Origin of the sequence: Aquirufa nivalisilvae (genome assembly GCF_003143535.1) — a bacterium.
Lineage (GTDB): Bacteria > Bacteroidota > Bacteroidia > Cytophagales > Spirosomataceae > Aquirufa > Aquirufa nivalisilvae.
On record NZ_CP029346.1, the window covers coordinates 2,894,501 to 2,906,916 of the forward strand.

General features: G+C 35.8%; 10 protein-coding genes. 1 reads left to right on the forward strand and 9 read right to left on the reverse strand.

The features are described 5' to 3' along the window. Window position 1: 1 nt before the first annotated feature. The 4 genes from HME7025_RS12385 to HME7025_RS12400 all read right to left on the reverse strand — a co-directional run bounded on the left by HME7025_RS12385 (window position 2) and on the right by HME7025_RS12400 (window position 3,711). Window positions 2-940 (reverse strand): hypothetical protein, encoded by a 939-nt coding sequence (locus tag HME7025_RS12385; RefSeq protein WP_109324491.1) that lies wholly within the window; start codon window positions 938-940, stop codon window positions 2-4. Window positions 941-942: 2 nt separating this feature from the next. Continuing rightward, window positions 943-2,208, reverse strand: a complete 1,266-nt coding sequence (locus tag HME7025_RS12390) for an MBOAT family O-acyltransferase (protein WP_226998231.1) — start codon at window positions 2,206-2,208, stop codon at window positions 943-945. A gap of 106 nt (window positions 2,209-2,314) precedes the next feature. Beyond that, window positions 2,315-3,502: a cytochrome P450 gene (locus tag HME7025_RS12395; RefSeq protein WP_109324493.1), complete on the reverse strand. Its 1,188-nt coding sequence runs from the start codon at window positions 3,500-3,502 to the stop codon at window positions 2,315-2,317. Further along, entirely contained in the window at window positions 3,481-3,711 is a 231-nt protein-coding gene (locus HME7025_RS12400; RefSeq protein WP_109324500.1) for a phosphopantetheine-binding protein, read from the reverse strand. The genes HME7025_RS12395 and HME7025_RS12400 overlap by 22 nt, the downstream gene beginning before the upstream one ends. Before the next feature lie 228 nt (window positions 3,712-3,939). On the opposite strand from HME7025_RS12400, the gene HME7025_RS12405 reads away from it, so the two are divergent. Further along, a complete protein-coding gene (locus HME7025_RS12405; RefSeq protein WP_109324504.1) occupies window positions 3,940-5,412 on the forward strand; it encodes a capsule assembly Wzi family protein in 1,473 nt (490 codons plus the stop codon). 1 nt (window position 5,413) lies between these two features. On the opposite strand, the gene HME7025_RS12410 is transcribed toward HME7025_RS12405, so the two are convergent. Genes HME7025_RS12410 through HME7025_RS12430 form a run of 5 tightly spaced genes read right to left on the reverse strand, consistent with a single transcriptional unit; the run spans window position 5,414 to window position 12,339 of the window. Next, window positions 5,414-6,301, reverse strand: coding sequence for an NAD-dependent epimerase/dehydratase family protein (locus tag HME7025_RS12410; RefSeq protein WP_109324508.1), 888 nt, complete (start codon window positions 6,299-6,301; stop codon window positions 5,414-5,416). After that, entirely contained in the window at window positions 6,298-7,479 is a 1,182-nt protein-coding gene (locus tag HME7025_RS12415) for a glycosyltransferase family 4 protein (protein ID WP_109324513.1), read from the reverse strand. The genes HME7025_RS12410 and HME7025_RS12415 overlap by 4 nt, the downstream gene beginning before the upstream one ends. Before the next feature lie 4 nt (window positions 7,480-7,483). After that, window positions 7,484-9,124, reverse strand: coding sequence for a heparinase II/III family protein (locus HME7025_RS12420; protein ID WP_109324514.1), 1,641 nt, complete (start codon window positions 9,122-9,124; stop codon window positions 7,484-7,486). Window positions 9,125-9,128: 4 nt separating this feature from the next. Next, window positions 9,129-10,217 carry a non-hydrolyzing UDP-N-acetylglucosamine 2-epimerase gene (gene wecB, locus HME7025_RS12425; RefSeq protein WP_109324515.1) on the reverse strand — a complete coding sequence of 363 codons (1,089 nt, stop codon included), beginning with the start codon at window positions 10,215-10,217 and terminating at the stop codon, window positions 9,129-9,131. Window position 10,218: 1 nt separating this feature from the next. Further along, window positions 10,219-12,339: a bi-domain-containing oxidoreductase gene (locus HME7025_RS12430; RefSeq protein WP_109324519.1), complete on the reverse strand. Its 2,121-nt coding sequence runs from the start codon at window positions 12,337-12,339 to the stop codon at window positions 10,219-10,221. Between the last annotated feature and the right edge of the window lie 77 nt (window positions 12,340-12,416).

A 12,416-nucleotide genomic window follows, 5' to 3' on the forward strand; every position in this document is an offset into this window, starting at 1 on the left:
TTTATTGCCAAGAGGCTTCATTGGATTTGATGTATTTCAATAAGCCTTGTGAGTAAACATAAGCACCTCTCACATTTAAATGATTGTTATCAGCCAAATTTAATGGTTTTGCCATTTGCTCTAAAAATACATCATCGTATTGCCATTTAGAATCAATAGGAATTTTATTAAAAACAGGAATCTCTTGTATATATTCTCCTTCCCTTCTTGAAGTAATTGGTAAAACAAAAATAACTTTAAAATCTCTCTCCTTTTGTTGATTAAGCAGGTTATTTATTTTTGACCACATTGTTTTGTTCAATCCGCTTGATGAATAATGAGATAAATCTCGTGTTGTAAGGAATGACCCCACAGAATTACAATTTGCATCACTTGATGGCACAAACCCAATTGGAATAACTTTGTAATTATTTTCCCCTTTAAAAATTACTTTTAGTTGATTTTGAATTTCTGTTAATGTATTCCAAAAATAAAATTCTTGATAATTTAAAATGGGTAAAGTAAAATTATCATGTCTACTTGCAGAAATATACCTATAATAATTTTCTAAAAAATTTGGTATATTCAAATAAGCCCCTGCATATTTGAATGACTCTGGAAAAGTTCTTTTATATGGGGTTAATTCTATGATTACCACTTTATTCCCAGGTAATTCTTTGAATAAATTAGCCAAATATAATGTTTGAGCTAAAGTATTACCAGCTAAGCCCAAATGCATAATGTTCCATTTTGACAAAGCTCCTTTCAATAAATTGATATCAACACCTCTTTGAAATCTACTTGACCCCAAGATAAAAATAGAATTAGAATGTCGATTTAGTGAAAATAAATTTTTCTTATTTGTATTTATTATTTTGTATTCTGATCCAAAAAACACCCACCATATTCCTATTGACACTAGCGAAAAGCACCATAAAAAACACTTAAAAATAAAATTCATATTTAAAATTGTAAATAAAAGTTTTCAATTCCATCACTGAACATTCCTAAAATCAAGATATATAGAAACAGTTGAATGTAAATCACTCTACGTTGCCAGGCTGGTAACCTTTCAAAAAAAATGTTCATTCTTAAGCTTTTTGACCAAATATGAAAAAAATCAACTTGTAGGAACATAAATAAAATAATGAAAATATTCCTTTTATGAAGCAACCATATTCCCAAAGGAAAATAAGCTGGCTTTAGAATTCTATCCCACAAATCCTCAATGGATGAAAATACAAAAACTAAAGCCAATGCAGAACAGATAAAAACATGATAAATAACACCTATCCACTTCAAAGAACTAAACTTCTCTGACAACTTAGGAATTTTCAACACTTTTTCAACAAGTATCCAAATCCCACTTAAAAATCCCCAAAAAAAATATGCCCAAGTGAATCCATGCCATAAACCTATGAGCACGTAAGTCATCAATAATAGCAAATAAGGTTTATCTCGCCAAAACTTCCATTTGATTAGCCAATAAAAAAAATAATCCCTGAACCATTCATTCAAAGTAATATGCCAACCCTTCCAAAATTCATGTCGGTTAATTGAAAAATAGACCCTCTTATGAAAATTATCTTTTAATTGTATGTTGAATATTTCAGATAGGCCTTGGAAGAAATCAATAAATGAACTAAAACTAAAATAAAGATAGAAGAAGAATACAAATCCAATTAACAATGTCCACCATCCTGCAATTTCACTTTCTCTTAGTGAAATTAATAATTGATTTAATCTCTGAGCCAATACAAAATTCTTGAACAGTCCCCATAATATAAGTCGCATTCCATTACTAAATGACTTTTCTGATATGTTAGCTTGATCAAACTGCTCATTCAAATAGCTGAATCTGTGTAAGGGGCCAGCATGTAAGGTGGGGAAATAGAGCAAATAGAGCATTAATTTGAAAAATGAATCAGCAGGCTTGATAAACCTTCTTCTAATATCCATCAAATAACTTACAGCATTGAAAACAAAAAAACTTAAACCCACAATTTGCCAAATGCCTGTATTCTCCCAAAAATTTACCTCGAGTAAATTGATGTGATCAATCCAAGATTCTTTTAGTTTATATATGATCAAAAAACCTATGAGAATTCCGATTCCTAATCCTTTCCAAGGAAATGAAGATTGAATTTTATTCCCCATCCAATAGGTAATGCCACTTCCTACTAAGAAAAATAACAAGGTTAAGGGCATAAAAATACCTATCGTAAGCATGGAGCCAACTAACAGAGCTTTCCAAACCTGTTTTTTAAAAATAAAACTAAAACAAATGGTGAAGAGTATATAAAGAACACTTGAAAAAAGTCCAATTTGAGCCATATTAATGCATTTTAACCATAGCTCTCTCTAAAGTCCTCATAAATATTTGATTCCCCCATTCCAAAGGTTGTGTTGAATCAATATTAAATTTTTGAAGGAACTCTACCATAGGTTTAAGTCCAAATTCCATTTCTTTTCTAGCAATCAACGCTCCTAAACATAGGTGTGCCCCTGCTCCAAAAGCTAGATGTGGATTAACCTTCCTATTAGGCAAAATTTCATCTGGCGATTCAAATATTTCCTCATCGCGGTTGGCACTAGCAATTCCCAAAACAAATCGAGTGCTGGCAGCAAATTGTTGCCCATGAATAATCACTTCATTTTTACTAATTCTAACCGTAAATTGTAATGGCGAAGTATAACGTATACACTCCTCCGATACCAATTTGATAGCTTTCTGATCGGCATTGAGAACATATTCTTTCAAGCTAGGATTTGACAAAATTGAATGAAGCGTTAAAGCTAAATTATCTTTTGAAGTCTCAAAAAAAGCCATTAAAGTCACAGCCAATATAGAATAATAATCATCCTCTTCGAATTCAAATCCATCCAATTCTTTCACTAATTTGGCTTTAAAACCTGTTTCAGAAAAAAGACCTTTTCCCCATAAAAAACATTGGTTGATTTCTAAATACATTTGTTTAGAAACAAAGATATCCTGACTTCTAGCAGCCAAATTAGAGTACTCAACGACTTTTTCAAAGCTGGCAAAATCTTTGAGTCCAATAAATTGCCCTAGAATATGAAAAATGAAGTACTTAGAGAAATGCACTAAATCTAATTCCTGATAATCTTGGAAATGATTCACACTATCTTTTACAGCCTCTTGAATTAAACGATCAAAATCATAGCTGAACAATACTTTTCCTAATGCAATTCTTAGCTTTCGGTGTATGTCTCCATTTAGATACATTAACCATTTACTCGTTGTCTTTGCTAAAAAAGGGCATTGAGGACTATTCTTAAAAATATAGCTTTCTTTACTCTCGAAATAAGTTACCAAACTACTTACCTCAAAGTCCGTCGAATCTAAAATGGGCGCAATATCACGATATCTAAACAACAAAATATTCCCAAAACTGTCTTTCTGTATAGGGTTATGTTGCCGACAAAGAGCATAAATCGGATAGGGATCATTAAAATAATCAGGAGCAAAGGGATTCCATTTTATTGTTGATTTTCCATCCATACACAGAGTTTATTTATCGTATTAAACTCCGAAAATAAGGAAGGATCTACATTTTCCAATTGAAATACGCTTTCCATTTCAAAAGATATGGAAACAATGGACAATGAATCTAAATTAAAATGCTCAAATGCCATGTCACAATCGACCTCTTCCTCTGCTATTGACGCCTCTGAGGCTATTTGTGTAATCAACCAATGCTTAAAATTCATTCAATTCTATATTTTAATAATTTTCAAATTTACAGGATAAAAACAAAAACTTTGCTCAAATTCCAATTAAAGGCATTCCTATAAAAAACCAGGACTAAAATTTCGTATCATCAATTAGTATTCATCAATTGAATCTCCAAGATTTACCATTAAATAATTAGGCCCTCCAAACTTTGACATTTCTCCTTTTATTGTCTTATTTCAATTACCTTTTGGACAACTAAGTAAATGCTCCAATTAAGAAGAAACGCCTTTTATTGTATCCCCATTTTACTATTTGGGGGAATTTTACTAATCCAACATTTCCCATTAATCGGTCGAGTGGATACAACCATTCACGCCCGTATAGAAGCTCAATTTTTAGCTTCTAATGTAGGTACTACACCATTTTGGATAAGAAGTTTACAATATGGTCAAGTTCCCATGGAAAATCCAGGGGCAGTTATAAGGGCCTGGTCAGGAAAGAATTACCATTTGAAGAAAAAATCCGATTGGAAATATGAGCTAGAAGCCACAGGATGGGGAGGCAAACAAAATGAATTTGGCTTAACACAAGCCTATATAAGTGGTAGACGTGGGAAATGGGAATTATGGGCTGGAAGGAGAAAAGAGATCTATGGTTTAGGTGATTCCACGCTGTCTGGTGGATTTTATGCATGGTCTGGTAATGCACTTCCCATCCCTAAGGTTCAAATTGGCACCAGGGATTACCTTAACTTATTCAAAGGCTGGTTAGGGGTTCATATGACATTTTCTCATGGTTGGATGGATAACCTGGGGCCCACCATCCATGGATTTCTACATCAAAAAAGTCTCTATGGTCGATTTGGTCGACAAGATGGATTCATCAATGTATTTGCAGGAATCAATCATCAAGTTATATGGGCTGGTGAAGCCAAGGTTAAAACTGGCAATAAAACAGACTTTTATCCTAGCCATTTAGACACCTATTTTTATGTTGTCACTGTTTTAAAAGATCGAGAACTCATAAAACCTGATTCAACAGCCACTTACGACGATTTGGGCAACCAATTTGGAAATCATCTAGGTTCATTTGATTTGGCTATCAAATTTCAGCCACATTGGGGAGAGATATTAATCTATAAGCAATCTGCCTATGAAACGGGGAGAGGATTTGCTTTGACCCAAATTAATGATGGATTAACGGGAATTTCCATCAAAAATAAAACAGGTAGCTTCATTGATAGGATTACCTTGGAATATTTATACACGGCCAACCAAGGTAATTATATTTCAGGCTTAGCCGAATTTTTCAAAATCAAAGATCCCCATCAATCCGAAATAGAATCCTATTTCAACAATGGCCGCGGAAGCTGGCAATATGGTGGAAAGGGGATTGGGACGCCTTTGATCATTATTGACAGTGAAAGTCAGCAAGGCGGAGGATTAAATTTTACGTTAAATGCTGTAAAATCGTTTTACCTTGGAATCTCTGGAAGAATTAATAACACCACATTTTGGCAATCACGACTTTCTAGCTCTTTCTATGCTAGCGCAAGAAACCATATAGCCCCGAGGCTATCTGAAAGTGATTTCATAACCCAGTTTTCAGGTATAATTTCTTTGCAAAAAATACTGAATGATCAATGTAATTTAAACCTTCAATTCGGATATGATGAAGGTAGTCGAGTGAAGAATACACTCGGCGGAAGCGTAGGTATCAAATATAGATTATTCTAAGCTAATTTGAAGATTGTGAAAATGAGGTCAATGTTTTCAATATCCCTTCACGAGAGCTTAGTGGCATTTTTTTTTCAATAGCTTGGGTAATTTTTTCATTACTGACCACATAGCTCTCGGTTAATTTTGTCAATCTTTCTGAATTTAAAGGCAGATGAATCCAATCTCCCAATTGGGCCATTCTAGAAATAATTGCTTTAGGCAAATTCCAAATGGATGCTTGCTTCCCTGCAGATTGAGCCATTAATTGGATTAATTCATTCGTTGATAGCGACTCATCATCCGCTACTTGATAAATCCCTGATGGTATATCTTTTCTGTCAATTAGTTCTTGAATGACAAATACTAAATTATCTATACTACAAAAAGAACGGTGATTACTAAATGCTCCTAAAGGCCAAGGAATTCCTCGACGAACTACCTCAAATAACAAATTCAAATTTCCCTTATTTCCTGGACCATGAATCATACACGGTCGCAAGATATAGACTCTTTTCCCATCTGGAATGGCATGACTTAGTATATATTCCTCTGCCAAAAGCTTACTTTTCCCATAATGTGTTTGAGGATTAGGAAGTACCTCCTCCGTTAAAATACCTTCCACAGCATCCGCAGAAGCTTTAACTGAGCTCATAAAAATAAACGTAGACGCTGTTGATTTCAAAAACGCATCAAATACTCGCTTGCTTAATTCCGTATTGACGGCATAATATTCATTAGGTTCACTGACTTTTTTAAGATCATGTGCTTTCCCAGCTAAATGAAGAACAACATCGGATTCAATATTGAAATTCTCTCGGTCAAAAACGTGGAATTCATGTGTAAGCGCAAGGCTCCCCATGACATTTTTTCCTACAAATCCAGAAGCTCCTGTTATAAATATTTTCACAAATATTGAATGATTGATTCCGCCATGGCGTGGTTAATGTGATCTCTATTATACTTGCTAAAAAACTCCTTTCGGTCTATTTCTTTACCTTCATTGAATTCTTTCACGCCTCGAACCATAGCCTCCACATCACAAGGAGAGAAAACAAATGAACAAGTAATTTCCTTCTCAATAAACTCTTTAGCATAGCCAGAAACACCCGCAATCATGGGACTATCAAACGTGGCCAATTCAAAAATTTTACTGGGTAACACTTTTTTAAACGCATCTAAGTCATTCAAATGAAGAAATAAATAATCCGCTTTTTGGTACTCTTCAATTAACAAATTCCTTTGTATCGGCTTTCTTATTTCTACATTGGTTACATGCCTTTTTTGTAATTCCGACAATAACTTACCCTTTGCGCCTCCATCTCCAATGATGATAAATTGATACCCTTCTCCTAACATCACTGCTGCTTGAGGTATAATTTTATGAAGACCTTGTCCCTCTCCAATATTCCCAGCATAAACAATTGTCTTGACTGCATTGTGTTCCTTTCTTAAGCTTACAGGATTGGGTTTCACTTGTAAAAATTCATCATCAATCCCATTCGTGAATTCCGAAAACTCTACGCCCTTAAATTGTTGAAAATAAGTCTTAAATCCCCCGCTAATTAAATTAATGTGTACGGCATTGGAGAAGGTTTGATACTCAATCAGCTTTAACACGGGCAACATAAATAACTTAATGATGGGCGATTTGATAACATCACTAATCGTATCCACAAATATGTCCCTAATATCCAAGTACAACGGTTTTTTATACTTGATCGATAAAACATATCCCAAAAATGCGGTAAAAAGTCTACTAGAAGAAGCAAATATTAAATCTGCTTTTTGCCCTTTGTTTAGCCTAATAACCTCTTTAAAATAGGTATAAAAGGATTTTATTTGATCCATCATACCACTTTCATGAGCTGGCAAAGGAATTCGATGAATAATCAAATTACCTCTCTCTTCAAACGCACTCGCTTCGGCATGGTAGGTATCGTATCGATTGGGCATGGTGGTATAAACTTCTACCACACAATCTTCCTTTACCTTTTCTGCCAAAACCTTGGCTAAAGGACTATTCCTAAAAGAGCCTGCACACAAATCCGGTTCAAAGTAAAACGTTAAATAGACGATTCTTTTCAAAGGCTTAAAATGTTACATTCAAAATTATTTCTTGAGACTCTGTCAATGCTATTTCTAAGCAAATAGTAGGAACCGAAAGTCCAAATATAGGGTGGTAGCTTGATTTTTTCTGCAGGATTGGTATTTCATTAACACCATCAGAAGCTTTCAATACAGCTAAATTTTTACCATTTTTATCCAAATAGAGCACTTGATCTTCTTCCCTAACGGTAATTTCTGGATGAAGAAAATACCTAGCTTTAGCACTTGCTATTTTACCTAAGACCTGATCTTTAACGGTCAAAATTGCCCCTTGCTTAGTCCAAGTTCTTCGATGAATTATATCTTTTGAAAATCGTTGATAACCTGTATGCGAACAAGCAAGTGTAAAATCAACTCCTTCTTGATTACAATCCAAATCCATCGGTTCAGCTCGACGTGCCACTCTAAATCCTGACCATACTTCCGATGAGTTTTCTCCATTAATTTCCACCGTTGAATGAGCACTGGTACTTCGCTGCCTTAGCCTTTCCTGACTCAGACCGTAGAGTGAAGTTCCTGAATTAACAATGACACGCTCTCCATGTAAAGCTAATTCAAAGGATAATGTATCAGCATGTGCATGTCCTGGCAAATATGTCGGGCCAATTTCCCCAACATCAGCTATCATCTTAAATCCCTTACTGGCAGAAACAAAAAAGCCTGATGACTTTAATAATCTTGTAGTGGACTCCCCCTCCATTTTATTGACTTGAATCCCCAAATCGAAGGCAAAAGATTCCAATTGATCCAAGCTTGGAGCAATACCATTGGCACAATCATTAAAATGAGCCAATTCTCCATGAGCATAAGACATGAGTTGTAACCAGGTTAATCCCAATTGAATTTTTTGAGCTACCTCACCCCTAGGGAAAGTTGGTATGTTTGCATGGCAAATCGCAAATAGATCCAATAAATCCTCCATCCCTAAGGCGTGATACATTGGACTCAATTCAAAATGTGCTCCATCTTCTAAAAACTGCTCATTCAACTCCTGGTTAAGGATCTCTAGACCTTGATTCAAATATTTCTGTGCCTCTAATCCTTTAAAAAATACCCCCGCAAATATCAATGCTTTGGCATTAATGAATAAGTGATTGCCCAAAAGATGATATTCAGGTCTATCACCTAAATACCGTACTTGATTCCAAAGACTGGTCAGCGCTTTGTCTGTCAACGATTTTGTTCGCCAATGCCATTTTATCCAATTGATGATTCTCAAAGAACTAGGATATGGCTCCCAGGCTGTTCCTTTCCCAAATGGGTTTTCATCAATCCACTGATGTATCAGATCCAGTTCTTTTTGAACTCTTGAATCTTGCTCTACATAGGAACTATTGATAAAATCAAAATAATGTAGATTATATCTCCACAATTTAGACACTTCAGGATGATCCCAGCCTATGGATGACAAACAATTGGTCTCGGATAAGAAGGTAAAACAATCCAGATCTTGAGTACTGGATTGTTTAGCAATAAACCCTTGATAAGAAGTTTCGGTAGAGATTTTGGGATGTATAGATACCTCTAGAATACTTCTTGGTAAAAAATGAATAAACCGACCAATCAGCTGGGTCGGTTTTAAGAACTTAATCGTATGAAATAGTAAAGAAATTTTACGCCACATTATGCTAACCTAATTGAATCAACTTTTGTATAATGCGCTCTCCTGTTTTTCCATCCCATAAAGGAGGAATTCCTCCCTTTTTCCAATCTCCTCGAAACAACTTTTCTAGAGCAGGAGCTATTGCTTTGGGATTAACACCTAACAATTCATTCGTTCCCAGGCTAATCGTTTCGGGTCTTTCTGTATTATTTCTCAATGTCATGCAAGGTACACCCATCATGGTAGTCTCTTCGGTAATTCCACCCGAATCAGTAATGACCGCTTTAGCATGTTTAACCAAATAATTAAACTCTAAATAAGACATTGGATCTATTTGAATTAAAGAATTATAGTTTACTTCTAATCGATTCAATATTTGTTTCGTACGAGGATGCACTGGAAATATCAAAGGCAATTGATTCGAATGAATCACTATTTGATCTATTAATTCTTTTAACTTACTTTCTTCATCTACATTGGCTGGACGATGCAATGTCATTACCAAATACTTCCCTTTTTCAAGATGGTATTGGTCCCAAACATCTGGTTTTATAAACCGAGCTTGGTTCAACAATAAGGTATCAATCATCGTATTACCAACAAAAAAGATCCGATCATCTGATATCCCTGACTTTCTAAGATTTTCATTAGCTACCTCAGAAGTAGTGAAAAAATAATCGCTGATACTATCTGTCAACAAACGATTTACTTCTTCAGGCATACTCATGTCATGCGACCGAATACCTGCCTCCACGTGAGCGACTTTGATTTGTAATTTTTTGGCTACAATGGCACATGCCATGGTGGAAGTCACATCTCCTACCACTAAACACAAGTCAGTAGTCTCTTCTAGTAGGAGCTTTTCATAACCCATCATAATTTTAGCGGTTTGCTCCGCTTGGGTTCCCCCACCTGCGCCTAGATTAACATCAGGTTCAGGTAAATTCAATTGCTCAAAAAACGAATCACTCATATTTCGGTCAAAATGCTGACCTGTATGAATCAATCGGAATTGAATATTTAGTTTTTGCGCTTGTGCCTGCTTAATCGCATGGATGATGGATGCAATTTTAATAAAATTCGGTCTTGCGCCTGCTATTAAATCTATTTTCATACTAAACGGTAATCCAAGTTCCTTCACGTAAACTCTTTAATGCAGCGAAGGAAGCTTTTGTTGTGTTATAAATTTCATCAAATGGGATTAGTGGCCCTTTACCTTGCTTGACACTTTCTATCAACCCCTTAAATTGGTCTTTATGTCCTTTATCTAAAGTTCCACCCATGGAACTAAAACCCTTAAATCCATAAGCACTAAGCTTTCTGAAATTATCTACAATTAATGTTCTCCCTTGTGAATAAACTTCTATCCGCTCTTTGGCATATGCCTTACTACCATTAGCAAAATAATTAATGACCCCTTGCGATCCATTCTCAAATTTCAAGGTAATAATCGCATTATCGGTCTGTTCCGTTGGATTTTTGCCTAAAGCGCTCATGGTCACTTCTGCCACCTTACTTCCAGTTAAATACACCATCAAATCGATAAAATGACATGCTTCCCCCACAATTCTTCCACCTCCAACTTGCAAGTCCTGAACCCATACATCGGCAGGAATAAAGCCTGCATTCATCGTTGCAATGATATTCAACGAATCTGTACTTCCTCCTAGCAATGTTTTTACTTGTCTAATAAAGGGAGAAAACCTGCGATTAAATCCAACGGTTAAGGTCAAAGACGCTTCTATTGATTGATAGACTTGTCTAATGTCTTCCAATTGTTCATCGTTGATAGCTAAAGGTTTTTCTACAAAAACGTGTTTACCAGCTTGCAATGATTCCTTCACCATCTGGGCATGTGCATCATGTCTGGTTGTGATTAAAACCAAGTCTACTTCTTCATCCTGTAATATTTGGTGGTAATCTGTAGTACTAAATTCAAACCCATATTTATTGGCAAGTGATTTGGCTGTCAGTCCACCCGCACTAGAAATATATTTATACTGAGCTCCACTATTTTTCAAGGCGGGCATCATAGTCATTTTAGTAAAATTCCCCGCCCCGATAATACCAATTACCCCTGTTGACTTTTGAGCTACATAAGCCTTACCAGAAACGACCGTCTGATTCCAATCAATGGTGTCAGGATATTCTAAAATAGAGGCGATGGAGCCTCCTCCCATTTTATTATAAATCTGCAAATAATCTGCCAAAGGAACTCGTTCTGTAATTAAATCAGCTACTTGTAATCTTTTGGTAGCCAATGCCGTCAATATGGCTTCAAAATTTCTCTTTTCTGTCCATCGAACATAGCCAATGGGATAGTCTACACCCTTCTGCTCATAATCTTCATCATATCTTCCAGGACCATAGGAGCAAGAAACTTGAAAGCTTAGCTCTTTTTTGAAAAAGTCGGCGCGTTGAATATCCAATCCGATTACCCCCACTAGGACTATTTTACCTCGTTTTCGGCTCATTTGAGCAGCTTGACTGATGACCTCGTCACTTTTGGTGGAGGCGGTAATAATAACAGCATCAGCTCCCACTTGATGGGTTAGGGACTCAACCGTTTTCACCACATCCGTATGATTGGATTGGAAGGCATGTACCCCTTTCTTTTGGGCTAATTCAACTTTCTGAATATCAAAATCAAAACCTATCACTTGGCACCCATTGGCCAAAAGTAATTCGGCTGTAATCAGGCCGATTAAACCTAATCCGATCACAACAACAGTTTCTCCAAAGCTGGGATTAATTAGGCGAATTCCTTGTAAGCCAATCGAACCAATGACAGTAAACGCTGCTTCTTCATCACTGACATTATCTGGGATTTTGGCTACCAAATTTTGTGGGATACATACCACTTCGGCATGATGCCCATTGCTAGCCACTCGATCGCCTATGGCAAAATCTTTTACTCCTTCTCCTACAGCAACCACCTCACCCACATTGCAATACCCAAGTGGTAAAGGTTCATCTAATTTATTAAAAACAGCCTCTAAGGTTGGCATTAAGCCTTCCGTTTTAATTTTATCTAAAACCTGTTTTACCTTATCGGGTTGTTGCCTAGCTTTTGAAATGAGATTCCCTTTACCAAACTCCACGAGCATTTTTTCAGTCCCTAATGAAACTAATGAACGTCTTGTTTTGATCAAAACAGCTCCTTTCCTGACCATGGGTGCAGGAACTTCTTCTAAGAGAGTATCTCCCTTTTTTAAATCTTGAATTATTTGTTTCATAATTCCGGAATCACGTTTAATTCAATCATTCTTAATTGAGTCCTTTTTTTTCATAATCAACCTAATAAATTCATTTC

What these genes read in the sequence shown, in the direction of transcription:
- HME7025_RS12385 (WP_109324491.1), bottom strand. Translation starts at nt 940, where the DNA reads ATGAATTTTATTTTTAAGTGTTTTTTATGGTGCTTTTCGCTAGTGTCA.
- HME7025_RS12390 (WP_226998231.1), bottom strand. Translation starts at nt 2,208, where the DNA reads ATGCTTACGATAGGTATTTTTATGCCCTTAACCTTGTTATTTTTCTTA.
- HME7025_RS12395 (WP_109324493.1), bottom strand. Translation starts at nt 3,502, where the DNA reads ATGGATGGAAAATCAACAATAAAATGGAATCCCTTTGCTCCTGATTAT.
- HME7025_RS12400 (WP_109324500.1), bottom strand. Translation starts at nt 3,711, where the DNA reads ATGAATTTTAAGCATTGGTTGATTACACAAATAGCCTCAGAGGCGTCA.
- HME7025_RS12405 (WP_109324504.1), top strand. Translation starts at nt 3,940, where the DNA reads ATGCTCCAATTAAGAAGAAACGCCTTTTATTGTATCCCCATTTTACTA.
- HME7025_RS12420 (WP_109324514.1), bottom strand. Translation starts at nt 9,124, where the DNA reads ATGTGGCGTAAAATTTCTTTACTATTTCATACGATTAAGTTCTTAAAA.
- wecB (WP_109324515.1), bottom strand. Translation starts at nt 10,217, where the DNA reads ATGAAAATAGATTTAATAGCAGGCGCAAGACCGAATTTTATTAAAATT.
- HME7025_RS12430 (WP_109324519.1), bottom strand. Translation starts at nt 12,339, where the DNA reads ATGAAACAAATAATTCAAGATTTAAAAAAGGGAGATACTCTCTTAGAA.